Annotated in this window: 22 protein-coding genes and 1 other RNA gene; 5 read left to right on the forward strand and 18 right to left on the reverse strand. The window is 58.3% G+C overall.

The genetic code is table 11. The features are described 5' to 3' along the window. Positions 1 to 85: 85 nt before the first annotated feature. From QFX16_RS03735 to QFX16_RS03805, 15 genes are all read right to left on the reverse strand, one after another. Complete coding sequence (locus tag QFX16_RS03735) at positions 86 to 2,989, reverse strand: DUF927 domain-containing protein (protein WP_283182889.1); 2,904 nt, start codon at positions 2,987 to 2,989, stop codon at positions 86 to 88. Then, a complete protein-coding gene (locus QFX16_RS03740; RefSeq protein ID WP_095127669.1) occupies positions 2,986 to 3,270 on the reverse strand; it encodes a DUF3077 domain-containing protein in 285 nt (94 codons plus the stop codon). The genes QFX16_RS03735 and QFX16_RS03740 overlap by 4 nt, the downstream gene beginning before the upstream one ends. Further along, positions 3,267 to 3,548: a hypothetical protein gene (locus QFX16_RS03745; protein WP_283182890.1), complete on the reverse strand. Its 282-nt coding sequence runs from the start codon at positions 3,546 to 3,548 to the stop codon at positions 3,267 to 3,269. Before QFX16_RS03745 ends, QFX16_RS03740 begins: the two co-directional genes overlap by 4 nt. A gap of 526 nt (positions 3,549 to 4,074) precedes the next feature. Continuing rightward, a complete protein-coding gene (locus QFX16_RS03750) occupies positions 4,075 to 4,416 on the reverse strand; it encodes a hypothetical protein (protein ID WP_283182891.1) in 342 nt (113 codons plus the stop codon). After that, complete coding sequence (locus QFX16_RS03755; RefSeq protein ID WP_283182892.1) at positions 4,413 to 5,021, reverse strand: hypothetical protein; 609 nt, start codon at positions 5,019 to 5,021, stop codon at positions 4,413 to 4,415. The genes QFX16_RS03750 and QFX16_RS03755 overlap by 4 nt, the downstream gene beginning before the upstream one ends. After that, positions 5,018 to 5,215: a helix-turn-helix transcriptional regulator gene (locus QFX16_RS03760; RefSeq protein ID WP_283184517.1), complete on the reverse strand. Its 198-nt coding sequence runs from the start codon at positions 5,213 to 5,215 to the stop codon at positions 5,018 to 5,020. The genes QFX16_RS03755 and QFX16_RS03760 overlap by 4 nt, the downstream gene beginning before the upstream one ends. Positions 5,216 to 5,430: 215 nt before the next feature. Further along, positions 5,431 to 6,288 carry a hypothetical protein gene (locus tag QFX16_RS03765; protein WP_439900104.1) on the reverse strand — a complete coding sequence of 286 codons (858 nt, stop codon included), beginning with the start codon at positions 6,286 to 6,288 and terminating at the stop codon, positions 5,431 to 5,433. A 271-nt stretch (positions 6,289 to 6,559) separates the two neighbouring features. Continuing rightward, positions 6,560 to 7,795, reverse strand: coding sequence for a tyrosine-type recombinase/integrase (locus QFX16_RS03770; protein ID WP_283182894.1), 1,236 nt, complete (start codon positions 7,793 to 7,795; stop codon positions 6,560 to 6,562). A gap of 169 nt (positions 7,796 to 7,964) precedes the next feature. Then, positions 7,965 to 8,358, reverse strand: a transfer-messenger RNA (tmRNA) gene (gene ssrA, locus QFX16_RS03775). 98 nt (positions 8,359 to 8,456) lie between these two features. Further along, complete coding sequence (locus QFX16_RS03780) at positions 8,457 to 8,744, reverse strand: PA2433 domain-containing protein (protein WP_283182895.1); 288 nt, start codon at positions 8,742 to 8,744, stop codon at positions 8,457 to 8,459. Between the two features lie 119 nt (positions 8,745 to 8,863). After that, positions 8,864 to 11,683, reverse strand: coding sequence for an FAD-binding and (Fe-S)-binding domain-containing protein (locus QFX16_RS03785; protein ID WP_283182896.1), 2,820 nt, complete (start codon positions 11,681 to 11,683; stop codon positions 8,864 to 8,866). Then, positions 11,680 to 12,351: a LutC/YkgG family protein gene (locus QFX16_RS03790; RefSeq protein ID WP_283182897.1), complete on the reverse strand. Its 672-nt coding sequence runs from the start codon at positions 12,349 to 12,351 to the stop codon at positions 11,680 to 11,682. The genes QFX16_RS03785 and QFX16_RS03790 overlap by 4 nt, the downstream gene beginning before the upstream one ends. After that, entirely contained in the window at positions 12,351 to 13,805 is a 1,455-nt protein-coding gene (locus QFX16_RS03795) for a LutB/LldF family L-lactate oxidation iron-sulfur protein (RefSeq protein WP_283182898.1), read from the reverse strand. The genes QFX16_RS03790 and QFX16_RS03795 overlap by 1 nt, the downstream gene beginning before the upstream one ends. Then, positions 13,802 to 14,626: a (Fe-S)-binding protein gene (locus QFX16_RS03800; RefSeq protein WP_283182899.1), complete on the reverse strand. Its 825-nt coding sequence runs from the start codon at positions 14,624 to 14,626 to the stop codon at positions 13,802 to 13,804. The genes QFX16_RS03795 and QFX16_RS03800 overlap by 4 nt, the downstream gene beginning before the upstream one ends. 151 nt (positions 14,627 to 14,777) lie before the next feature. Continuing rightward, positions 14,778 to 16,472 carry a lactate permease LctP family transporter gene (locus QFX16_RS03805; RefSeq protein WP_283182900.1) on the reverse strand — a complete coding sequence of 565 codons (1,695 nt, stop codon included), beginning with the start codon at positions 16,470 to 16,472 and terminating at the stop codon, positions 14,778 to 14,780. 262 nt (positions 16,473 to 16,734) lie between these two features. Between QFX16_RS03805 and QFX16_RS03810 the strand changes: the two genes are divergently transcribed. Continuing rightward, positions 16,735 to 17,502 carry a GntR family transcriptional regulator gene (locus QFX16_RS03810; protein ID WP_008149047.1) on the forward strand — a complete coding sequence of 256 codons (768 nt, stop codon included), beginning with the start codon at positions 16,735 to 16,737 and terminating at the stop codon, positions 17,500 to 17,502. Positions 17,503 to 17,565: 63 nt separating this feature from the next. On the opposite strand, the gene smpB is transcribed toward QFX16_RS03810, so the two are convergent. Further along, positions 17,566 to 18,048: an SsrA-binding protein SmpB gene (smpB, locus tag QFX16_RS03815; RefSeq protein WP_008149046.1), complete on the reverse strand. Its 483-nt coding sequence runs from the start codon at positions 18,046 to 18,048 to the stop codon at positions 17,566 to 17,568. Between the two features lie 118 nt (positions 18,049 to 18,166). On the opposite strand from smpB, the gene QFX16_RS03820 reads away from it, so the two are divergent. The 3 genes from QFX16_RS03820 to QFX16_RS03830 are packed head-to-tail and all read left to right on the forward strand — an operon-like array spanning position 18,167 to position 20,319. Next, positions 18,167 to 19,570: a sodium-dependent transporter gene (locus QFX16_RS03820; protein WP_095129510.1), complete on the forward strand. Its 1,404-nt coding sequence runs from the start codon at positions 18,167 to 18,169 to the stop codon at positions 19,568 to 19,570. 7 nt (positions 19,571 to 19,577) lie between these two features. After that, complete coding sequence (locus QFX16_RS03825; RefSeq protein ID WP_283182901.1) at positions 19,578 to 20,012, forward strand: type II toxin-antitoxin system RatA family toxin; 435 nt, start codon at positions 19,578 to 19,580, stop codon at positions 20,010 to 20,012. Beyond that, entirely contained in the window at positions 20,005 to 20,319 is a 315-nt protein-coding gene (locus QFX16_RS03830) for an RnfH family protein (protein WP_283182902.1), read from the forward strand. Before QFX16_RS03825 ends, QFX16_RS03830 begins: the two co-directional genes overlap by 8 nt. A gap of 61 nt (positions 20,320 to 20,380) precedes the next feature. On the opposite strand, the gene QFX16_RS03835 is transcribed toward QFX16_RS03830, so the two are convergent. After that, complete coding sequence (locus QFX16_RS03835) at positions 20,381 to 20,908, reverse strand: outer membrane protein assembly factor BamE (protein ID WP_283182903.1); 528 nt, start codon at positions 20,906 to 20,908, stop codon at positions 20,381 to 20,383. A 97-nt stretch (positions 20,909 to 21,005) separates the two neighbouring features. On the opposite strand from QFX16_RS03835, the gene fur reads away from it, so the two are divergent. Further along, positions 21,006 to 21,410 (forward strand): ferric iron uptake transcriptional regulator, encoded by a 405-nt coding sequence (fur, locus tag QFX16_RS03840; RefSeq protein WP_003197684.1) that lies wholly within the window; start codon positions 21,006 to 21,008, stop codon positions 21,408 to 21,410. Between the two features lie 75 nt (positions 21,411 to 21,485). On the opposite strand, the gene recN is transcribed toward fur, so the two are convergent. Further along, the gene (gene recN / locus QFX16_RS03845) at positions 21,486 to 23,159 is read right to left on the reverse strand and encodes a DNA repair protein RecN (RefSeq protein WP_095129506.1); all 1,674 of its coding nucleotides are present in this window, start codon (positions 23,157 to 23,159) and stop codon (positions 21,486 to 21,488) included. Positions 23,160 to 23,209: the final 50 nt, after the last annotated feature.

A 23,209-nucleotide genomic window follows, 5' to 3' on the forward strand; every position in this document is an offset into this window, starting at 1 on the left:
TTCCTTCAAAAAAGGGATTTGGGTTGAATGATCGGCTGGCGAGGCCGGGAATAAGCCGGCGCTACCTCGATCAGCAGAGATGCCCTCAGGCAGCCCGAGCCTCGCTCTCATCCGTTCCCGGAATCGTCTTCACGATGTAGCAGCGTTGCGGGCCGAGGCCGGGTAACCGGACCAGACTCGATGCCTTACCGTCGCTGGCAGGTTCCAGCACGCCACGCTGCAGCAGTTCCTTGTTCACGGCGTTGATGTTCATGCCCCGGAAGATCTCGGAGCGCCACGCCTCGGGCAGCACGTAATAGGTGTTGGTGGTGTGCATGGTGTCGCCCATGCCGTGCTCCAGCGTCTTGCGAAAGCCGAGACGGTCGATGGTGCGCGGGCCGTGTTCGTCGATCTTGGCCGCCGCCGATTCCCAGCGGGTGAAGCGGCTTTCGCCGAAGCGCTCGATGACCTGGCGCAGCCGCGCCAAGATCGCATCACCTTCGAAGTTACCGGCGCCGCCGCGCTCGTTCAGCCACGCGTTCAGGCAAACACGGGCGGCTGTGGTGGCGGTCCCGTCCGGCCAGCCAGTAATCCCCATCGCGGTGGCCAGCTCGCCCGCGGCAGCCGCAAGGCCGAACCGAGCGGCAGCACGGTGTGCTTGTCCGCTGGCGGAAGCTGGAAGCGACTTGGCAATAAAGCCTTCCAGCGTGCGGCGCAGAATGGCTGACCAAGCATGCCGCTTGCCGGGCTCACAGAGGGCCGACAGAAAGGCGGTGAGTGGTGTGCCGTAATAGTTCGCCACGCGTGCTTTAAGCGCGTCGGAGAGGGCTGCGGCGTCGTCGAAGCCGTTCAGTACGTCGAACATGCCAAGGCCTTTGCTGGCATCGGCCGGTACGGCGAGCATGCGCACCTCCATACCCGCTTTGAGCTCCTTATTAGCTTCGGCCATGTGCTGGGCCAAGGTCTTCTCGCCGGTGGAGAGAAACAGCAAGCGCCACTCCTGAACCTGTCGGCCAGCTTGGCCCCGGTCATTGGCGCGTGCCTTGCCGGTGCCGTTACCGAGCATGTACACCGTCTCGCCGATGATGCGCGGATCGCACATGCCGATTTCGTCCAGTACCAGGAGGCCATCGGAATGAGCCGCGGCGATGGATTCCAGCGCGTTGTCGGTGGAACGCCAGGAGCGCACCAAGCGTGGGCCGCCGTAGATCGAAGCGGCAACCTGCAGGTGAGTGGTCTTGCCGCCTGAGCTGTCGCCGTATAGGTGGAAGCCGCCCGACTCATGGCCAAGCATATGCAGCAGGGGACCCGCGAACGCCACGCCGACGACAAACGCCAAGCGATGGTTGCCGATGCACAATGCGCCGATCTGCTGTTGCCACTGCTCGAGCGTGCCCGCTTCGCTGATGGGCGGAAGCTGCGCACCGGCCTCATAGAAGTGCAGGTGTTCGGCGTGCGCACCGACCTGCTGCTCGGGCAGCAAGAAGGCGCTGTCGTGCCAACCCAAACGGGTGACCAGTCGCGCCCGTTGCGCACTGTCGAAGCCACCAAGGTAACTCTGCAGGTCGTTGCGTGCGTTGCGCCCCGAACGGCTTCCGGCTAGGCGCATGCCCATGTCCACCAATGGGCCGAGAACGTCCTTGCCGAAGTCGCCGGTCATGGTACGCGCCGGGATGTTCCAGCGCTTCTTGGTGCCGTCCGGATCGTCGAACTCGACCAACAAGCCCCAGTTGTGACCCTTCTCGTCACGGGTGCGAGCAAGGATCGCTAGAGGCGAGCACACCGGGCGTGCCTCGCCGTCGTCGCCAGCATAGAACACGCCCTCGGGCGTCAGGCGAAAGCCACTGGGCATCAGGTCATTTTTCGATTTTACGGGTCGCTTGGCCGCCGTTTTCGTTTTCGGTTCGGCCTTGGTTTCAGCCTGCTCCGTTGCCGACTTTTCCACAGCCAAACCAAACAGTTCACCGCTGTTTTCCAGTTCGGCGAAATGGGCCGCTGTCCAGCCTTTGGCGTGGGCATCGGCCGCGTCGTCGCCCTCATCCCATTGACCACCTTTGACGAAGATCGGTTGATTGTTCTTGAAGGTAGGCTTGCGCTTGAAGGCATCCAAGGCGAGAACACGCACTGACGCGGCGCCGATCTGCTGCAGCTGTTTGGCGACGGCGTCCATGCAGCTTGCGCCGCTGGCGTCGTTGTCTGGCCACAACACCACGCACCGACCTTTGAGCGGCGTCAGGTCAGCTTTGTGCCAGGAGTACGAGCCGTTCGGCCAGCACGTGGCCACGTAGTCGGGCAGCAAATTCGCCGCAGCGTCGGCGGCTTTTTCGCCTTCGCACAGCATCACCGGCGCCTCTGCGCGTTGCGCCAGTTCATCCAGGCGTAGCAGTGGGCGCGGCTCAGGCAGACCTTGCCAGCGCCATTGCTGCGTTTGACCGTCGGCACGTTTGCACCAGGTCAAAGGTGCAAACACCTTGCGCGGTTTGCCGTCTTCATCCGGGCCCAAATCAAAGCGGTAGAGCGCCATGACTGGCTGGCCCTGAGCGTCGCGATAAATCCAGACTTTAGACGGTGCGCCGTGTTGCCGGTGTTTGGCCGGGCACTTGCTCATGGCCTCGGCAGGGATCGGCTGAATGGCGAGCCATTCCGGTGTTTTGCTTTTGCTGGGGCTTGGCTTCGATTGAGCCGCCCCAGCGGTAACGTGCAGCAGATCCGCCAGCTTGTTGCAGGCTTCGACGTCGGTGCCGCCATCGAGATAGCGCACCAGATCGATCAGATCGCCGCCCTTGTCACCGGTGGCAAAATCCGCCCAGGTGCCTTTGCTCATATTGACCTTGAGGGAGCCGGCGCGCTTGTCGGCGCGGGTGGGATTGGCGGCGGTGTATTCCTTGCCGCCGTCGACGCGTTTACCGTTGGACAGCCAATGGGCAAGCACCCGGTCGATGTTCTGCAACGCAGCGCCTTTGACTTGGGCGAACGTAGGACGACGGCTATTGGAGTGAGAGGCCTTCATACACCACCGCCTTGGGCCAATTGCAACCCGCTGGTAACGTCATCAATGATGGCCTTCGCCATCTCGCTCAAATAATGCGAAGCCCAGACCATCGCGTCGTTGTCATTCTCCATGCCGCTCAAGAAAGTGAGCTTGTTTACACAATCCATGAGTAGAGAAGCTTGTTCGAGCGCTTCCTCGCACGATATGCCGGCATTGATACGGAACAGTGGCTGATTCTGAGCGTTGCACTTGGCAAAGGTGGCGCCCCCCACCGTATTGATCGCAATGGAAGGGTTCATTGGGCGCCTCCACTCATGGGTGGCCGAGTGGAGTTGTCGGCGTGCATGGCGAGGGTGCGGATCAGTCCCAGCGTCCCTCGAACGTCCCACAGCGCCGCCGCGATGACATGGTTGGCCAGACGTGGTCCGTCGCACTCGAACTGATCTTCAAGAAGCAAGAGCACAGAGTTGGCTCGATCTACTGCACAGGTGATGGCGTCAATCGGCACACCGGCTTCGGCGCCTTTGTGGACGCAAAGCAGGTCCTCGGGTAGGGAGAAGCTCATGGCTTGGTTCATTGGGCACCGCCTGCGGCTTCGAGCGCGCGGGCTTTGGCCATATGGGCGTTGTATCGGGTGAGACGTGTAGCGAGGCTGGAGTTGGCGTGTAAAGCGGCGAGAGCCATTGCACGATGGGCAGCGGCGCGATTTTTGGACGGATTGAGGGCGTACATCTGGCGAAACTCCTATTGTTGAGGAGCTGCCACGTTCGTTACCAAGCGAATGGGTGGCAGCTGTGCGCAGGTTGGTAAACCGGGACAATAGGAACCCGGCAGACCCGAAGGTCTCCCACGCACAGCCGCCATAAAACGAAAATGCGGGCGTAAAAAAAGCGCCTGCAATCGGAATGGAGACGCCTGTGCGCCTATTGTTGAACGGGTTACCAAGCCCGGTCGCTGAATTTGCAGCGACGGCCAGAGAGTAACGTCCTGTTTTCAAAAGTGCAACCGTGCGGAGATCTTGCGCATTTTTTCGATGCGGCATAAATTGTGCGGGCATGTAGATTTACCTCAACGCCTCCGGATCGCTCCCGGGGGCGTTTTCGTTAGTGCTGGGTAGTGACGGGGCGGGCGAGGGTGAGCCATTGCAAGTGGTTCCCTTGGCGAGCCCTTTGCCGCATCTGGCGTAGCGCTTCGGGATTGCGCAGCAGGTTTGGAATCAGCTCGCGAGCGTCGTGAATTACCACGTCTGCCGGTGGCTGAACTGCTAACAAAGTCCACTCCAGGTTCTGCCACAGCACGATCAGCACCTGAGCGCCGGCCGAGATCGCCTGATCGCGAAGGGCAAGCAAGCGCTGCCGACCTTTGATCTCTGCGGTAGAAGGCAGAGACGCCTCAAGTACACCGACGAGATCCAATGCTTGGTGGGGAAGAAAGGTCGGGGTCATGCTGCCTCCTGCACATTGGCAAGCCGCGGCAGTGGCGTTTCGCCTTTGAGCCAAGCCAAAATTTTGCTGTCCTCGACGCACCGTCGGCGGTGTTCTACCGCGAGCAGATCGCGCCGCTGTGCCAGGCATTCATCCACATAGCTGGTCAGATCGGAAGTCATGCGCATTTCACGGTGCAGGCGTTCGCTAGCGGTCTTTTCCTCAGCAAGATCCTGCTCGGTGATGTGTCGCCACACCGTCGGATCATTCGCGTAACCAGTCGATTGATCGACCAGCCAATACGTGACCCAGTCGGTCATACCCAGCGATTTCAGGACGGTGCGACGGCCCTCTTTCATCGCGAAATGGCCCGTACCGTGGATGCTGGAAAACTCCCTGCGTACCGCGTTTTTGCGGATCAGTTCAGGCAATTCCCACGGATTGGGTTTAAGCGGAAGGACCAGGCCATCAGGGTTGAAAAAGAAGGCTTCTTGTTCTTCCCCATTCCAGCTCACGCCCGCGATGGTGCGATGCCGCCAGTTGATCGCATCAGGTCGATAGATGCGGAATCCTACGCTGTAGGAATCGAGAAATGGCCCCTTGAATGGGGAGTGGCTGCGTCTCATGCGGCCACCTGATCACGGGCTTCAATGCGGCTTTTTACCCAGCTCTGAACTTCAGAAAGTACCCATGCAACTGGTGCACCACGTGCGGTGCTGTTGCTCAGTTTCACTGGCCGTGGGAAACCACTTTCAGGGCACTGCATAAGCTTGTAGAGCGTCGAGCGCCTGAGCCCCGTAGTAATCTCAAGTCGTGGCATACGTATGAGGGTGGTAGCGGGGTCAAAAGGAGTGGCGAGGTTTGGAACTGCAGAGGCTCCGCCGAGTGGTGTGGCCAGATCTGGAAAGGCAGGATTGAATCCGAATGGGGAGTGGCTAGTCATTGGTGTTGCTCTCGATTGGTTTGGACTGACGAGAGCAATGATCTAAGTGTTGAAACGCCGTGAGCAGTTCACTTCCATTTGAAATTTCTGGTTTACAACACCTTGTGTTGTTTGAGGATGGCTTCCACTCGTTTGCGGGTTAGCGCCTTTGTTGTTTCGAGGGGGATCCAGTCGGGCCGCTCATCTTCGAGTTTGGCCACCTCCCTCTCAAGCCAGCGATGCACCGCTGTTGTGACAGCCCGACGTGACATACCATTTCTTAGCAAGCTCCGTGCTTGGTTGACGATGGCAGCATCACGTTCATTCATCTCATCCTTTCGATCTATGCCGCTGAACACACCGCCCTTCTGCCGGGTCGCGGTTTTGATGGCTGCGGAAGCAAGATCGGTAATGTCATCGTCGTAAAGCGAGAGCAGCGAGGTCACCACTTCCAAATGCGCCACATAGTTCTCTAATGCGTCAATGCGCTCATCTGGGTTGATGTCGCTCGCGACGGCTTGGCAGAACTCCTCCCAGGGCAACGCCAATATCCGCCAGTTCATCGAAACGGCTTGCTGTTCACTCGCCTGCATCCAGTCGCTGAGCGATTCAATAGCCTTTACTGCACAAGCCATTGCGTAGGCTGCATAAGCTTCTTCGTCGGACGCGGATTGGCAGCGAGTAACATTGCGAATTCCATCCGCTAAGAGGGATCTCGGAGGTGTTGTTGCACATCGGAAAATTGACTCTTCGTACCTGACGGCTTCAATGCAGAGCGAATTCAGATAACTAGCTACTCCATTGGCCTGAATCCGAAATGCGCATTGGTCGAGTAAATGACAGGCATCTCGGATTTGCTCGTCGCAGAGTGCATAGAGCGGCTGGGTCGATAAGTATTCAATCAGCCTAGCCGTAGGCTTCAAGCCCACCGCAAGATCAATGCCGTCAATTAATTCCAAGCGATCCTCCATTTCGCCGAAGCGCTGGCAGTTGTCCCGCGCCCTGTGTTTCTGTAGCAAAGCCAGCGCGCCGAGCGTGGTCGCACGCGCCGGAAATGGCTAGCCAGCAGTGGCAATGATGGGCCCTCGGTGTAACACGGAGGGGAAGAGTTACACGACGTGTATGCCACAGCTCTCAACCGTGTTACAGGCGTGAAGCTCAATATATTCAAGGGTTTGATGTCGCCCGTTACACCAGTAACACGCGTAATACCGTTTTTGGAGGGGGGATGGATAAGCGATCTCATACCACCTTCCCAAACTGCCCATGAATGACATTTCCATGCTCCAGACCATCGAGGTAGTCGGCATACCATTGCATCATTGACGTTCGTTGCTTGATATAAATCGCCTTGTTGTAAACACCAGCAACTCCATCTTTGACGTGTGAAAGCTGAGCTTCTACATGATTCTCCTCGAAGCCGTTTTCGTTCAGTGTGGTGCTGGCGATATGACGGAAACCGTGACCTGTTTGCCGACCCTCGTAACCTAGACGTCGCAGAGCCATCAGAAATACGGTGTTGCTGCGTGGTTTTGTGCGGTCATTACGCCCAGGGAAGAGCAGCGGGTAGGCGCCGCTCAACGTGTGTAATTCGTTGAGCGCTTCGATAGCTTGTCGGGAAAGTGGCACCAGGTGTTCCCTACGTTTCTTCATGCGTTCTGCAGGGATGGTCCATAGCTTTTTATCGAAGTCGAATTCAGTCCATTTTGCTTCGCGTAGCTCTGAGGGGCGAGCCGCCACAAGAGCAAGAAGACGTAGACCCAAACGAACGTCTTTTGCATGTGGATATGAGGTGATTGCACGAAGCAGTGCGGGCAATTCTTCATTCGTTACGTGCGCGTAGTTTTCTGCTGCTCGGGTCTGTAAGAACTTGTGCAGTCCTTCGAGTGGGTTATGCACAGCCCGGCCGGTGACGCGGGCCAGATCGTAGATTTCTTTGCAAAATCCACGTACACGGCTCATTTGTTCCAGAATTCCTTTCTGCTCCATACCTCGCAGAAAATCCATCCATTCGAGAGGAAGGATCTCGGTGTAGATGCGCTTGCCGAAAACTGGAAACACATGGAGCTCTAGAGCCCCTATGACTCTAACGGCCGTGCCTTCCTCCCAGTTCTTGCGACGAGCTGTAAACCACTCTCGTGCCAGAGCTTCGAAGGTGTTGTTAGCCGCTTCGATTTCGGCGGCTTTGCGAACTTTTTTGGTAGCAATAGGGTTTTTGCCCTCCGCAGCATCACTGCGGAGTTCGGTCGCCTTTTTTCTTGCTAGAGAGCCCCCAACTTCAGGATATCCCCCGAGCCCCAGCCAGCTCCATTTGCCTGCCGGAGTTTTGTAACGCAACTGCCAGGACTTTTGGCCATCAGGCTTCACGCGGAAATACAGGCCGTTGCCATCATGCTCTCGATATTCCTTGGCATCAGGCTCCAAGCCGAGCAGCGTGGTATCCGAGAGAGGGCGGCGCTTGATATCGGCACGCTTCATTCGATGTGTATCCCTTCAGTTCAAATCTAGTACGAGGATACACAAGGGGATACATGGCGTGAAGATATAGGGGTGGACAAGGGTGGATAGCCAGAAACAAGAAAGCCCGCACGGGGCGGGCTTCTTGGGGTGTTTCGTAGACTGTCTGAGACAGGTCTAGACTGCTATTTGGTGGAGCCGGGGGGATTTGAACCCCCGTCCGCCAGTACTCCGCTGTCGGTACTACATGCGTAGCCGTGTCTATTAAGTTAACCCTCAGCGACCCGACGGGCAGGGTGCTTTGGGCGAGTTGTGTAAGTTTTAGCCGCTTCGTCCACAACGTACTGCACGGCGATTCTGTTCTATATGACAATCATTTTGGGTTTACAGACATCCCCTGATGATTGCTGGACCCGAAGGTACCAGGAGGGAAGGGCTAAGGCTGCTTACGCAGCGAGAGCGTATTCCCCGTAGGTTTCGTCATTGGCAACTATAGAAAGTTGCAACAGTGGATTTACGAGTTCTGTTACCAACTCGGCATGCACCTAAAGTTTCGCAACCGGCGTCGAATCCTAAACGGCCCCGAGCCTGTTGCTCTGTGAATCAAAGTGAGCAACAAGCCTGCGCAGTGTACGCCAACGTGGCTCAGAAGGCCAACCCGAAGGTTGGCCTTGAGCGGCTATCAGGTTTTACCGCCTTTGTTCGCGTTCTGGATTTCCTGGATGGTTTGGGTGGTTTCCGAGATGCACTTCTCGGTGCCTTCCTTGGTGTTCATCGCTTGGTGGGCCTTGGCTTGCTGGACGCTGGCTTCGACACGGGCACTGATTTCCGGTGCTTGAATTTGTGACTTGGCATTGGCGATGGTCTGCAGGTTGGTTTCACAGAGATCTTCTGAGCCGCCGGCCGCAAACGAGGTGGACGCCATCAGTGAGGCAGTAACGAACAGACCTAACAGTACAGAACGTTTCATGAGTATCTCCTTGAACTGAGGGTCCAGGCATCGCTGGCCGTCAGGACGGGCTGCCGAGTTTGGGTAAAGCCCGGTAATTTCCGGGCTTACTCTGTGGACTACGACAGCGCATCAGGGTTCTATTTTTCGTACATAACCCTCGCCTGCGTTACCCGATCCACCAGATAGACTAGCCCGTGGTAATCAATTCCGCCGTGTTGTGTCAGACCTATCTCACACGTGCGGCTGGTAGAAATCCCCTCGCTGCATTGCCGAACCGCGTCCTTGAGCGTTCTTAGCGAATGAGCGTTCAATTCCGGCGTAGTGAAACCCTTGTCCCCGGCAAATCCGCAACAGTGAATGCCTTCGGGGATGACCACCGTTTTGCTGCACTTGCGCGCCAGATCGATCAACGCCTGACTTTCCCCAAGGTGCTGGGTGCTACAGGTGACGTGCACTGCGATTGGCGCTTCCTGGGGCGTGAAATCCAGGCGATCCATCAGATGCGTACGAATGAAACGCACCGGGTCGTACAGGTCCAGGCGAACATCGGCAAGGTCCTGGGCCAGTCGCAAGGTGCAGGGGCTGGTGTCGCAGTAGATCGGGTCGAGCCCGCCGCGACTGGCGTGCAGCAAGGCGCCGATCAGTTCCTGGCGTTTGTGTTCGGCCTGTTCGGCGTAGCCCTTGGAGGCGAACGGTTGCCCGCAGCAGAGGTTGTCCAGATTGTCCGGAAAGACCACTTGATAACCGGCCTTTTCCAGCAGCCCACGGGTTTTGTCGTACAGCGACATTTGCTCTTTATCACCCGCCGCCGGGCCCATTGCCCGCGACACGCAGGCCGCCAGGTACACCACTCGAGGGCGTTCGTCCGACACGGCCGGGCTGAAGCGAATGGCTTTTTCCGGTTGGGGCATGGCGTTGGTCCACTGCGGGACCTGACCTTGGGATAGGCGCGTCAACGTTGCCGAAAGCTTTGCCAATCGTGGCGCCCCCAACAGCATCCGTGCACCGTTGGCCACGTGCAGGGTGAAACGCGCGCCTTGCAACGCAGTGGCGAAATTACCTTCCAGCCAATTGGCGGTTTTCGTATGAGTTGCCTTCCGGCTGCGGAGCTTTTTCACTAGCTCGCCGGTGTTGATTCCTACAGGGCAACGCTGCGCGCAGAGGCCGGTGGCGGCGCAGGTGTCGATGCCTTGGTATTCGTAAGCGGCTTCGAGTTCGGTGGTGTCCACGCCAGCGCGTTTCTTTGCCTGAATGTCACGCCAGATCACGATGCGCTGGCGCGGGCTCAGGGTCAGGCCTTTCGACGGGCAGACCGGTTCACAGAAACCGCACTCGATGCACTTATCCACAATCTCATCGGCGGCCGGCAACGGCTTCAGGTGCTTGAGGTGGATTTGCGGATCCTCGCTGAGCACCACGTCCGGGTTGAGAATGCCGTTGGGGTCGAGCAGACGTTTAAGCTGCCACATCAACTGGTAGGCATCGGTGCCCCATTCCAGTTCGACAAAGGGCGCCATGTTGCGACCGGTGCCGTGTTCAGCCTTCAGCGAACCGCCGAATTCCACCGCTACCAGTTGCGCCACGTCGTCCATGAACGCCTGATAGCGTGCGACTTCTTCCGGGTTGTTGAAGCCTTGAGTGAAGACGAAGTGCAGATTGCCTTCCAGGGCATGTCCGAAAAGGATTGCTTCGTCGTAGTGATGTTTGTCGAACAGCTCAATCAGACGGTTTACGCCGATGGCCAGTTGTTCAACCGGGAAGGTCACGTCTTCGATGATCACCGTGGTGCCGGTTTTGCGCACGGCGCCGACGGCGGGGAAGGTGTCCTTGCGGATTGCCCAGAGCCGGGCGTTTTCCACCGGGTCTTCGGTGAAGTCGACTTGTTTTTCCACCGGGAAAGAAGTCAACGACGCCATGATGTGCGCCAGTTGTTCCTGTAGTAAAGTGGACGATGCGGCGCGGGACTCGATCAGCAGCGCGCAGGCATTGTTCGACAGCTGTTGTACGAAAGCGGGCATGCCGGGTTTGTCCTGCACCGAACGCAGACTGCGCCGGTCGAGCAGTTCCACGGCCGACACCGGTTGGCTTTTCAGTACGGTGACGGCGTTGCAGCAGGTTTCCACATCAGGAAACACGATCAACGCCGAGGCCTTGTTCGGATGATCGATCACCGTGTCGTAAGTCACCGCGCTGATGAAAGCGAGGGTGCCTTCGGAGCCCACCAGCAAGTGGCTCAAGATATCCACAGGCTCGTCGAAATCCACCAGCGCATTGAGTGACAGCCCGGTGGTATTTTTCAGACGGTATTTGTGGCGAATTCTCGCCGCCAATTCGGCATTGGCGCGGGTTTCGCGGCCCAACGTTGCCAGGCGTTCAAGCAGCGAAGCGTGGCTCTCACGAAACGCCGCAACACTCGCCGCATCTTCGGTATCGAGACGGCTGCCGTCGGCCAGCACCAGACGAATGCCAGCCAACGTGTGATAGGTGTTTTGCGCCGTGCCGCAGCACATGCCGCTGGCATTGTTGGCGACTATGCCGCCGATTTTGCAGGCATTGATCGACGCCGGGTCCGGGCCGATCTTACGTCCGAACGGCGCCAGCCACGCGTTGGCCTGCGCGCCGATCACGCCCGGTTGCAGGCGGATTTGCGTGCCTTGGCCACGGATCTCGCGACCGTTCCAGTTATCCCCCAGGACGATCAACACCGAGTCACTGATGGCCTGGCCGGACAGGCTGGTGCCGGCGGCGCGGAAGGTTACCGGGACTAGATCCCGTTGCGCCAGTTTCAGCAGCGCGACTACTTCATCTTCCGACTCGACACGAATCACCAGTTTCGGAATCAGCCGGTAGAAACTGGCGTCGGTGCCGAAGGCCAAGGTCGACAGCGGGTCGTCGAAACGTCGCTCCTGGGGAATCAGTTGCTGCGCATCTCGCAGGAAAGCCGCGGGTAGATTCATTGGTCCTCCAGGATCATGACCACGAGGTCTTTCGGACCGTGAGCGCCGTAGGCCAGGACCTGCTCGATATCGGCGGTTTTCGACGGGCCGGACACCAGCAGGGCGTTGGTCGGCATGCCTTGGACCCACTCGAATTCCTGCTGCACTTGATAGAAGTTGTCGCGGATTTCACTGGCCTTGAGCAGGGCGAAATGCACTGGCGGCACCAAGCTCATCAGGCGCGGTTCTTCCCGCGTAGGCCAGAGAATCAGACTACCTGTGGCGGCGATCGCACCGAGGGTGCCGGTCAGGCTGGCCGGCGTGTCGTTGAACAATTCGGTCTTCCATTCTTCAACCGGACGGTCGTAGGACTTGAGCGTTGGCAGATCAGGATTTTTCGCCCAGTGCTGAGTAACGCGTTGACCGTGAGGTGTAGTCGGTGCGATCAACAGACTCGGCAACTGACGGTCCCGCAACAACTGAGCAAGCAATGAAGGCCAACCTTCGTCGGACGTCAGATGGATTTCGGTGTGCACCGCTTCCATCAGTTTGCGCAGCTGCGGGATGCGTTGCTCGGCGGTGTACGTGTAGGGCGCTGTCACCAGTTCGACGTCAAATTCGTCAGGCACCGGCGTGGTACCCGTCAGACTTTTCCGTAACTTGGCGAGGATATTTTGCTTGGCGCTCATCAACGATCTCCCTGTTCGGCCAGATGCTCGCGGGCCATGTCATGCAGTGAGCGGGCAGCGGGTTTCGGTGCGCTGTGGTTTTGCGTCCATGGGCCGACATTGCTCGGCGCCAGTGCGCGCAAGCGTGTGGCGAAGAAGCCGAACAGTCGATAAAGCGTGGGTGAACTGTTGAGTTTCGCCCAGGCATTCCAGATAAACCGTTCTTTACGCGAGTACTTGCTGCCCTGGCCGCGCATCACTTGATGAGGGCTGTCCGGGGCTTTGACGTTCTCTTCCCGTAGACGACGCAGCAGCGCCGGAATCGGAATTTTTACCGGACAGACTTCACCGCAGGCGCCACACAGCGACGAGGCACTCGGGTGGTCCGGGACTTTCGCCAGGCCAACCATGTGCGGGGTGATGATTTTTCCGATAGGCCCAGGGTAAACCTCCCCATAGGCGTGGCCGCCGATTCGGGTGTAGACCGGGCAATGATTCATACAGGCGCCGCAGCGGATGCAGTTCAGGGTCTGGCGCAATTCGCTGTCGGCGAAGGCCTGGCTGCGACCGTTGTCGAGCAATACCAGGTGCACTTCCTGCGGGCCGTCGAGTTCATGTTCCTTGCGCGGGCCGGAGATCATGTTGACATAGGTGGTGATCGGCTGGCCGAGGGCTGAGCGGGTCAGCAGTGACAGCAGTGGCACCACATCGCGCAGGTTTTCCACGACTTTTTCGATGCCGGTGACGGCGATGTGCACCGGAGGCACGGTGGTGGTCATGCGGCCGTTGCCTTCGTTTTCCACCAGCAGCAGGGTGCCGGTTTCGGCCACGGCGAAGTTGACGCCGGAGACGCCGATGTCCGCTTCGAAGAATTTCTGCCGCAAGACCTTGCGGCCGATCTGAATGAGTTGGTCAACGTCCTTGGTGTATTCCACGCCAAGTTTGTCGTGGAACAAGGACGCGACCTGACCGGCATTCTTGTGGATCGCCGGCATAATAATGTGTGAAGGCTTCTCGTGGTCGAGCTGGACGATGTACTCGCCCATGTCCGATTCCAGGCATTCAATGCCCTGTTCAGCGAGGAAATGATTCATTTCCATCTCTTCGCTGACCATCGATTTGCCCTTGATCACTTGCCGCCCCTCGTGAGCGCGGATGATCGAGAGGACGATGCCATTGGCCTCGTCCACCGTTTCCGCCCAGTGCACTGTCACACCGTTGCGGGTCAGGTTCTGTTCAAGCTGCTCGAGCAGGTCGGGCAACTTGGATAACGCACGGGCGCGGACAGCATTGCCCAGCGCTCGCAAATGTTCTCTTTCGTGGGCATCGCTGAAGGACGCTGCCCGTTTTGTCATCAGCGAATCCATCGCCGTGCGAAAGTTATTTCGCAGTTGCTCGTCACCCAACGCCTTTTGAGCCCGGGTGCGAAAATCTTCTTCCACGGCAACCGTAGGAATAATCGCGGAAGCGTTCATAGCACACCTCCGGTTCGCTGCCAAAGGAAGCTGGCCAGGTGTTGGCCGCGCAATGCTTCCTTCTGTTTCTCCAGCGAGCCGTTGATGTTCATCAGACAACCGCAGTCGGCACTCAGTACCTTGTGCGCGCCGGATTCCTTCAACGAGCGGGTCTTGTCAGCCACCATCGCGCCGGAAATGTCTGGCATACGGACGCTGAAAGTCCCACCGAAGCCACAGCATTCACTTTCATGGTTGTGGTCGACTTGCTCCACGTTACGGAGCTGCGCCAACAACTCGCGACCATGCAAGTGGGTGTTCATCTCACGGCGTGCCGAGCACGACGTGTGCAGCGCTACTTTGACTGGCTCGCCACTGTCCTTGAGCTGCACCTTGCAGACAAACAGCAGAAACTCGGCCAGTTCATAAGTCCGGGCAGCCAGCGCCTGAACCTGTTTCAAGGTTTCCGGCTCGTCCTTGAACAAGTCGGCGTAGTGTTCGCGCAACATCCCGGCACACGATCCCGACGGCACCACCACCGGATAGTCTTCGGCAAACAGCGCCAGTTGCGAGCGTGCCACGGTCCTCGCCTGCTCGGTGTAACCCGAGGTGTAGGCCGGTTGCCCGCAGCAGCTTTGCCCCTGCGGATATTCGACACGAATGCCTTCGCGTTCCAGCAAGTGAATCGCGTCCATCCCGGCGTCCGGGTAGAACAAATCCACCACGCAAGTTCCGAACAGGTAGACCCGTGACGGTTTTTGGCTGGGGTATTGCCGAGGCTGGGGCAGTGGCGGGGCGACGCGGGTCGCATTCGGCACAGCGTTGTAAAAAAGCTCGCTCATCAGGCGTGTCTCCGGGTGGTCCCGGTTATCCGTCTGTTGTGGCTGCTGAATATAGAGAGGCAAGCTTTCAGCAGCCTTACAGACCGGGTTGTGAATAGCTGACGCCGGAATCGTGGTCCGGCGTCGGTTTTTGCTTTTTATCGTGTAGTACTTAGTGCACCAGCATGCCGGTGAACCAGTAGGCCTGAGCCAGCGTGATCAGGCCGACGATCGTTGCAAAGAATAGGCTGTGTTTGAGGGTGAAACGGAACAGGTCCGATTCCTTGCCCACCAGACCAGTCGCGGCGCAGGCGACGGCGATCGATTGTGGCGAGATCATCTTGCCGGTCACGCCACCGCTGGTGTTCGCCGCAACCAGCAACACATCGCTCACACCGATCTGGTGCGCAGTGGTCGCTTGCAGCGAACTGAACAGTGCGTTGGACGAGGTGTCGGAACCGGTCAGGAACACACCCAGCCAGCCGAGGAACGGCGAGAAGAACGGGAATGCTGCACCGGTGCCTGCCAGAACCAGCGCCATGGTCGAGGACATGCCCGAGTAGTTAGTGACGAAGGCAAAGGCGAGCACCATGCCGATGGACAGAATCGGCCAGCGTAGTTCGTAGAAGGTCTCTTTCAAAGTGGTCAGACCAATTTTGACATTGATCTTCAGTACCAGCATCGAGATCAGCGCAGAGAAGAAAATCGCCGTGCCGGTCGCGGAAATCGGGTCGAGTTTGAACACCGCCGGAATAGCGGTCGGGGCGGCCACGATCGGTGCGACCTTGATCACCATTTGGTCCAGGTGCGGGATGGCGAAGTTGAACACCCAGCTGTACATCGACCCGCCAGCGGCAAACATCGCCTTGAAGGGTTTCAACGTCCAGATGGTCACCAGCACGGTGAGGATCAGGAATGGTGACCAGGCTCTGAGGATTTCACCGAGGCTGTAGGGCGAAGCCACGGTGCTGCGCGGCAGGCCGAAACCGCCGGTGCTGGCGCTCACCACGGAAGCCGAGACGGCACCGACGATGTGTTGGCCTGCGGCGCGCTTTGGCTGCCAGACTTTCAGGAACAGCGTCAGGGAAATCAGGCTGGCCAGGGCCGAGGTGATGTCCGGCAGTTCCGGGCCGATGAAGTTCGACGTGAAGTATTGGGTAATGGCAAAGCTCAAACCGGCTACCAGCGCTGCCGGCCAGGTTTCCCGCACGCCGCGCAGGCCATCCATCATGAACACCAGCCAGAACGGCACGAACAGCGACAGCAGCGGCAGTTGGCGGCCCGTCATGGCGCCGATCTTGAACGCGTCGATACCGGTGACTTGCCCGGCAACGATGATCGGAATCCCCAGGGCTCCGAACGCAACCGGCGCGGTGTTGGCGATCAGGCACAGGCCCGCGGCGTACAGCGGGTTGAAGCCCAGTCCTACCAACAGTGCGGCGGTAATCGCGACCGGCGCACCGAAACCGGCAGCACCTTCCAGGAAGGCGCCGAAGCAGAAGCCGATCAGCAGCACTTGCAGGCGCTGGTCGTCGGTGATCGACAGCACCGAGCTGCGGATCACTTCGAACTGACCACTCTTGACCGTCAGTTTGTAGAGGAATACCGCCGCCACGATGATCCAGGCAATCGGCCACAGACCGTAGGCGAAACCATAGCCGGCGGCGGCGAAGGCCATGTCGACCGGCATCTGGAAGGCGAAGATCGCCACGGCAATGGACAAGGCCAGCGTGATACTGCCGGCCACGTGTCCTTTGAGTCGGAACACGGCCAATGCCAGGAAGAAAAACACGATGGGGATAACGGCCGCGAGCGCGGACACGCCGAGACTGCCGAGCGGAGAATAAAGCTGTTGCCAGGTTTGCATATGGGGTGGCCCCTAATTGTTGTTGGTCAGGCACTGGTCAGCGTTCTTGGATAATTGGTAATACCAATTTACAATCGCTGTTGGGTAGGGTAAAAGCCTTGTAGGCGGCGTGTCAATTTGCCGCCCTAAAACTTTTGTCGAATACGTGGTGCAGAAGTCATCTGGTCCGCTCGACGACATGTCGTCTGGCAGGTGCTGATGCAGCGCTGATAGGCCAGAATAGAGACCCCGGCGAGCCGTCGGGATCGTGGAGAAATGAGTTATGGGGTTTGATCAGATTCGTCAGCGCCGTTTGTCTGACGATATTGTCGAGCAGCTCGAGGGAATGATTCTCGAAGGCACGCTGAAGGCGGGTGAGCGCTTGCCGGCCGAACGTGCGTTGGCCGAGCAGTTCGGCGTGTCACGCCCTTCGTTGCGCGAAGCGATTCAGAAACTGGCGGCCAAGGGCTTGCTGGTCAGTCGCCAGGGCGGTGGCAATTATGTGGTGGAGTCGCTGGGGTCAACCTTCAGCGATCCGCTGCTGCATCTGCTGGAAAGCAACCCTGAAGCGCAGCGCGATCTGCTGGAATTTCGTCACACCCTGGAAGCCTCCTGCGCCTATTACGCAGCCATGCGTGCTACGGACGTTGATCGCGAGCGATTGACCGCGGCCTTCAACGAATTGCAGGACTGTTATACGCGTCACGACGAGGTGAGCCGGGCGGAAGAAGGGGCGGCGGATGCGAAATTCCACCTGGCAATTGCTGAAGCCAGTCACAACGCGGTGTTACTGCACACCATTCGCGGGTTGTTCGATCTGCTCAAGCGTAACGTGGTGACCAACATCGGCGGAATGTACAAACAGCGTACGGAAACCCGCGACATGCTGATCACACAGCACCGGGAGTTGTACCTGGCGATTATTGAAGGAAGGGCCGAGCAGGCGCGGGAAGTCTCCAGCCGACATATCTTGTATGTGCAGGAAGTGCTGGAAGAAGTGCGTCAGGAAGTACAGCGCATGGCTCGGGCGGAGCGGCGCAAGGGAATGTAGTCAGGAGGTTTGATCGTTCCCACGCGTGGGAACGATCAGGTAAGGCGAACTCAAGGCAAAGAGTTAATCTTCCTTGCCCTTGTTGCGCACCGCACGCTGCAACTCGCGACCGGCGTCGCGTTCGCGTTCGGTATCACGCTTGTCGTATTCCTTCTTGCCCTTGCCCAGAGCGATCTCGCACTTGACCATGTGCTTGCTCCAGTACCAGGACAGGCATACGCAGGCGTAACCTTTTTGCTGCACGGCCGTGGCCAGCTTTTCCAGCTCGCGCCGGTTGAGCAGCAATTTTCGGGTGCGGGTCGGATCAGCGATGACGTGGGTGCTGGCGGTCATCAGCGGCGTAATGTGGCTGCCGAGCAACCAGGCTTCGCCATCCTTGAGCAGTACGTAACTGTCGACCAGTTGCAGCTTGCTTGCCCGCAGACTTTTTACTTCCCAGCCGGCCAGGACCAGACCAGCCTCGAACTTGTGCTCGATGAAGTAATCGTGTCGCGCCTTTTTGTTTTGCGCGATGGTCCCTGTTGGGTGTTTCTTCTGTTTAGCCATAGGGGCGGCATTATAGGGAGTTGCACGCGAGTCGGCTACGGTATCGCTACGTGCTTGAGCACGTTGATTGAATCCCGGACAATGCGGCCTCTTTTTTGAACGCTTGGGCGTGATAACGATGTCGACAGACAAGGTTTCTGTCCACGGCAGTTGGGCTAGCCGCTGGGTCTTCATACTCGCCGCGACCGGTTCGGCCGTGGGCCTGGGTAGTATCTGGAAATTCCCGTACATGGTCGGCGTCTACGGCGGCGGCGCCTTCGTGCTGATGTTCCTGGCCTGTATCGCGCTGATCGGTGTGCCGGTTATGTTGGCCGAAACCCTGATCGGTCGCCGTGCACGGCAGAGCCCGGCCAACGCCCTGAAGGTATTGGCGCTGGAAGCCGGGCATTCGGGTAAATGGTCCTGGGGCGCATTCGCCGGGATGATCACGGCGTTGCTGATCTTGTCTTTCTATAGTGTGGTTGGCGGCTGGTCGCTGGATTACATCATCGACATGGGCCGTGGCGACTTCCAGGGTGCAACACCTGATCAGGTCGGCGCGTACTTTGGAAATGTGATCGCCGACCCATGGCGCCTGACACTTTGGCATACGATTTTCATGCTGCTGTCGGCCGTGGTCATTGCCAAAGGGGTGGTTGCCGGCCTGGAGCGCAGCCTGCGGATCATGATGCCGCTTCTATTTGTGATGATTCTGGTGCTGCTGGGCTACAGCATGACCACTGGCCATTTCATGGAAGGCGTGCATTTCATGTTCGACTTCCACCCGGAAAAAGTACTCGACGGCTTGCTGCCCGCCATGGGGCACGCGTTTTTTTCCCTCAGCGTGGGCGTCGGCTCGATCATGATCTACGGCGCCTATATGCCGAAGAATTCGTCGATTTCCGGCACCATCGTCGGCGTGGCACTGCTCGATACCTTCGTTTCCCTGGTGGCTGGTCTGGCATTGTTTCCGATCGTGTTCGCCGCGGGCCTGAACCCGAGCGAGGGCCCTGGCCTGATGTTCGTCAGCCTGCCATTTGCCTTTGGTAACGTAGCGTTTGGCCAGTTGATGGGCGTAGTGTTCTTCGTGCTCGTAGCGATTGCAGCCTGGAGCTCGGCGATTTCCTTGCTTGAACCGATGGTGGCTTACCTGGTTGAGCGCACGAAAGTCAGCCGCGCCTGGGTGACCTTTTGGCTGGCATTTATCTGCTGGTTTGTCGGTCTGGGCACGGTGTTTTCCTTCAATATCTGGAAGGAAGCCAAATTTTTCGTGAACGAAGGCGGAATGTTCCACCTCTATCAATGGGGTGCGGCCGGTGGGCTGGACTTCTTTGGTGTGATCGATTTCTTCACCTCGCGGATCATGTTGCCACTCGGTGGTTTGTGTTTCGTGGTGTTTGCAGGCTGGGTGATGGGGCGTGAAGCGGTACGCGACGAGTTGTCGATCCGCAACCCTGCGTTGTTCGCCCTGTCCTTGTTCTTGATGCGCTATGTGGCGCCCATCGGCATTCTCGTAGTGTTTGCCGCCCAGCTGTGGAAGTGACGCTGACATGACGACACACATTCAACGTTCGGCCCTGCTGCCGTATCCGGCACAAGCGCTGTATGACCTGGTCAACGACGTGGCGCGTTACCCGGAATTTCTGCCGTGGTGCTCATCGGCCGAAGTCCTGGAGAGTTCTTCTGAGCATATGCGCGCTAGCGTAGGTGTTGCCAAGGGTGGGCTGAGCCAGCATTTCGTGACGCGCAACACGCTGGTGCCTGGGCATTCGATCGAGATGAATCTCGAGGAAGGCCCATTCAATCAATTGCATGGCGTCTGGGTGTTCAAACCGTTGGGCGAGAAAGCCTGCAAGATCAGTCTGGATCTGTCGTTCGATTACGCCGGGTCGATTGTCCGCGCGACCTTGGGGCCGTTGTTCAATCAGGCGGCCAATACGCTGGTGGATGCCTTCTGCCAGCGCGCCAAGCAAATGCATGGTTGAGGCCATGATCGACGTTGAGGTGGTGTATGCCGCCATTGATCGTCAGGTGCTCCTGTCGGTGTCGGTACCGGCAGGAACAGCCGTGCGGGCGGCTTTGCTGATGTCAGGTGTCGGCGAGGCGTTTGCGGAGTTGGATCTGGCCGATTGCCCGGTAGGAATCTTCGGCAAAGTGATCGCTGATCCGGACAAGCATCCTGTCCAGGCTGGAGATCGCATCGAGATATACCGGCCATTGCTGGCTGATCCGAAAGAGGTTCGTCGGTTGCGCGCAGCCAAGGCTGCTGAGGCCAAAACCCGGAATCAGTGATTCGCTCAAGCGCTGGACAATAAAAAACCCGGACATGCCGGGTTTTTTATTGCGTCGCAAATTATTGCGGTGAGGTTTCCAGAGGTTCTGGAGTCGGGACTGGAACGGTTTCTACACCGTCGACATCCTTCTGGATCTGGTCCAGCAACGAACCTGGCTTGACCGGTTTTTCTGGTTTCGGCTTCTCGGCGTTTTCTGCTGGCGCATCAACTGTAGTGCCGCTGTCCTTGCCGAGAATGGCTTCGTCGCGGCTCACGCCTGGCATGAAATCACCAGAGAGGCTGACAAGTTGGTCATTTGGGTTGAAGATAACGCTAATGCGTTCCTGTTGGCGTTCACCGCCACCCGGTTGCAGGCTGTACAGATAATCCCAGCGATCGGCATGGAACGTGTCGGTCAGCAGAGGGTTGCCCATGATAAACCGTACTTGCTTGCGGGTCATTCCCGGGCGTAACTGGTCTATCATGTCCTGCGTGACGACATTGCCCTGCTGGATGTCGATTTTGTAAACCCCGGGGAATGAACAACCGGCGAGTGCGAGCAGTCCCACAAAGGTGAAACTGGTTAGCAAGAGCTTGGTGTTTTGCATCGGTGGGCGACTTCCACTATCTTGGCTGGGACAACGTAAACGCCGATCATACCCGCATTAAGAGAAGCTGCGAAGCAGCATCGCGAGAAAGCTGACCATGGTTGAAAATAGCGAACTACGCAAAGCCGGCCTCAAAGTGACCCTTCCACGGGTCAAAATTCTGCAAATGCTCGATTCCGCCGAGCAACGCCACATGAGTGCCGAGGACGTCTACAAGGCGCTGATGGAAGCTGGTGAGGACGTCGGTCTGGCCACGGTTTACCGTGTCCTGACCCAGTTCGAGGCAGCAGGCCTTGTGGTGCGGCACAACTTCGACGGGGGCCATGCGGTCTTCGAGCTGGACGACGGCAAGCATCACGACCATATGGTCAACGTCGAGACCAGTGAAGTGATCGAATTCTTCGACGAAGAAATCGAGCGACTGCAGAAGGCAATCGTCGACAAGTATGGCTTCGAGATGGTTGATCACAACCTTGTGCTGTACGTACGCAAGAAAAAGTAAGCATGTCGCGCGAACTTAAGGTTCGCGAAACGAGCGAAGGCGACCCCGGGGTCGCCTTCGTGCTTTCTGCCGGTCTTAAATTTTCGCGGTGACGACCATTTTCCTGGCATGAGCCAGAGATTCCTTTGTAAGGTCGATGCCTCCCAGCATCCGCGCCACTTCTTCTACACGATCGTTCTTGCTCAGCTTGGAGACGGCTGTGTGAGTGGCATCTTCGCCGCGCACTTTGTGTACGAATAGATGTTGATGCCCCTGCGCTGCGACTTGCGGCAAGTGAGTTACCGTCAATACCTGCCCGCGCTCCCCAAGTCGACGCAGCAATTGGCCCACGATTTCGGCGGTCGGACCACCGATGCCCACGTCCACTTCGTCGAACACCAGGGTCGGTACGCGGGAGGTCTGCGCGGTGATCACTTGAATCGCCAGGCTGATCCGTGACAATTCGCCGCCGGATGCCACTTTTGCCAGCGCTTTCAAAGGTTGACCCGGGTTAGCACTCACCAGTAGCTCTACCTGCTCAAGGCCATTGGGTAGCAGTTCATCGCTACTGTTGGGGCGCAACTCGATAGTGAAGCGCCCGCCAGGCATGCCCAGTCGCTGGATTTCATGCTCCACGGCGCTGGCCAGGCTGTTCGAGGCCTGATGGCGCAAATCGCTGAGCTCGCGAGCCTTTTCCTGATAATGACGGGCATAGGAGGCCAGTTCATCGCTCAGTCGCTCGATGGATTCGTCGTTGGCATTCAGGGTTTCGATTTCATCCAGCAAGCGTTGCTGCATCTCGGCCACTTCAGTCGGCTGGATGCGGTGTTTGCGCGCCATGGTATAGATCGCATCAAGGCGTTCCTCCAGGTACTGAAGACGCGCTGGATCGGCATCGAAGTTATCAAGGAAGCGGTTCAGTTCTCCCACGGCTTCTTCAACCTGGATCTGTGCACTGGTCAGCAGGCTGCTGGCTTCACCCAGGGCACCAATCGAATTGTTGACGCTCGAAAGGCGATTGAGGCTGGCGGTGAGGGCGTTCAGCACATTCCCGGAATCACTTTCGCTGCATTGTTCGACCACTTGCCGGCAAATGCCCAGCAGGGTTTCGGCGTTGGTCAGGTTCTTGTGTTCCTGTTCCAGCTGCTCCAGCTCGTTTTCGCCGAGGCCGAGGTTTTCCAGCTCTTCGAGTTGATAACTAAGCAATTGATGGCGAGCGCGCTGCTCATCGCCGGAATTGGAAAGGCGTTCCAGCTCCTGGCGGGTCTGGCGCCAGCGTTGAGCGGCCAGGTGTACCTGGCGGGCAAGGTCCGTTGCACCAGCGTACTCGTCGAGCAGGCGGCGGTGCGTGTCGGTCTTGAGCAGGGATTGATGTTCATGCTGGCTGTGGATATCGATCAGCAGTTCACCCAGGGCTTTGAGGTCGCCGAGGGGGCAGGGCGTGCCGTTGATGTAGCCACGCGAGCGCCCTTCGGCGGTGATCACCCGGCGCAGGATGCACGGGCCGTCGCTCTCCAGGTCTCGCTCGGCCAGCCAGGCGCTGGCTTCTGGAATATCGACCAGGTCGAAGGTTGCCAGGATATCGGCCTTGTCGGCGCCGGGACGGACCACGCCGCTGTCGGCGCGATCGCCCAGGGTCAGGCCGAGGGCGTCGAGCATGATCGACTTGCCGGCGCCGGTTTCCCCAGTGATCACGCTCATCCCGCGATCGAGTTCGAGATCGAGATGTTCAACAATGGCGTAGTTATGTACGGACAGGTGCACCAGCATAAAGGCCGCTCCCAGGCTTTAGGTCTGGTTATTTATACAGTGTTTTGTTT

The sequence above is a fragment of the Pseudomonas svalbardensis genome (assembly GCF_030053115.1).
Taxonomy (GTDB): domain Bacteria; phylum Pseudomonadota; class Gammaproteobacteria; order Pseudomonadales; family Pseudomonadaceae; genus Aquipseudomonas; species Aquipseudomonas svalbardensis.

Excerpts from the sequence above, each read along its gene's own strand:
- QFX16_RS03735 (WP_283182889.1), bottom strand. The coding sequence starts at position 2,989 with ATGAAGGCCTCTCACTCCAATAGCCGTCGTCCTACGTTCGCCCAAGTC.
- QFX16_RS03740 (WP_095127669.1), bottom strand. The coding sequence starts at position 3,270 with ATGAACCCTTCCATTGCGATCAATACGGTGGGGGGCGCCACCTTTGCC.
- QFX16_RS03745 (WP_283182890.1), bottom strand. The coding sequence starts at position 3,548 with ATGAACCAAGCCATGAGCTTCTCCCTACCCGAGGACCTGCTTTGCGTC.
- QFX16_RS03750 (WP_283182891.1), bottom strand. The coding sequence starts at position 4,416 with ATGACCCCGACCTTTCTTCCCCACCAAGCATTGGATCTCGTCGGTGTA.
- QFX16_RS03755 (WP_283182892.1), bottom strand. The coding sequence starts at position 5,021 with ATGAGACGCAGCCACTCCCCATTCAAGGGGCCATTTCTCGATTCCTAC.
- QFX16_RS03760 (WP_283184517.1), bottom strand. The coding sequence starts at position 5,215 with ATGCCACGACTTGAGATTACTACGGGGCTCAGGCGCTCGACGCTCTAC.
- QFX16_RS03765 (WP_439900104.1), bottom strand. The coding sequence starts at position 6,288 with ATGGAGGATCGCTTGGAATTAATTGACGGCATTGATCTTGCGGTGGGC.
- QFX16_RS03770 (WP_283182894.1), bottom strand. The coding sequence starts at position 7,795 with ATGAAGCGTGCCGATATCAAGCGCCGCCCTCTCTCGGATACCACGCTG.
- QFX16_RS03780 (WP_283182895.1), bottom strand. The coding sequence starts at position 8,744 with ATGAAACGTTCTGTACTGTTAGGTCTGTTCGTTACTGCCTCACTGATG.
- QFX16_RS03785 (WP_283182896.1), bottom strand. The coding sequence starts at position 11,683 with ATGAATCTACCCGCGGCTTTCCTGCGAGATGCGCAGCAACTGATTCCC.
- QFX16_RS03790 (WP_283182897.1), bottom strand. The coding sequence starts at position 12,351 with ATGAGCGCCAAGCAAAATATCCTCGCCAAGTTACGGAAAAGTCTGACG.
- QFX16_RS03795 (WP_283182898.1), bottom strand. The coding sequence starts at position 13,805 with ATGAACGCTTCCGCGATTATTCCTACGGTTGCCGTGGAAGAAGATTTT.
- QFX16_RS03800 (WP_283182899.1), bottom strand. The coding sequence starts at position 14,626 with ATGAGCGAGCTTTTTTACAACGCTGTGCCGAATGCGACCCGCGTCGCC.
- QFX16_RS03805 (WP_283182900.1), bottom strand. The coding sequence starts at position 16,472 with ATGCAAACCTGGCAACAGCTTTATTCTCCGCTCGGCAGTCTCGGCGTG.
- QFX16_RS03810 (WP_008149047.1), top strand. The coding sequence starts at position 16,735 with ATGGGGTTTGATCAGATTCGTCAGCGCCGTTTGTCTGACGATATTGTC.
- smpB (WP_008149046.1), bottom strand. The coding sequence starts at position 18,048 with ATGGCTAAACAGAAGAAACACCCAACAGGGACCATCGCGCAAAACAAA.
- QFX16_RS03820 (WP_095129510.1), top strand. The coding sequence starts at position 18,167 with ATGTCGACAGACAAGGTTTCTGTCCACGGCAGTTGGGCTAGCCGCTGG.
- QFX16_RS03825 (WP_283182901.1), top strand. The coding sequence starts at position 19,578 with ATGACGACACACATTCAACGTTCGGCCCTGCTGCCGTATCCGGCACAA.
- QFX16_RS03830 (WP_283182902.1), top strand. The coding sequence starts at position 20,005 with ATGGTTGAGGCCATGATCGACGTTGAGGTGGTGTATGCCGCCATTGAT.
- QFX16_RS03835 (WP_283182903.1), bottom strand. The coding sequence starts at position 20,908 with ATGCAAAACACCAAGCTCTTGCTAACCAGTTTCACCTTTGTGGGACTG.
- fur (WP_003197684.1), top strand. The coding sequence starts at position 21,006 with ATGGTTGAAAATAGCGAACTACGCAAAGCCGGCCTCAAAGTGACCCTT.
- recN (WP_095129506.1), bottom strand. The coding sequence starts at position 23,159 with ATGCTGGTGCACCTGTCCGTACATAACTACGCCATTGTTGAACATCTC.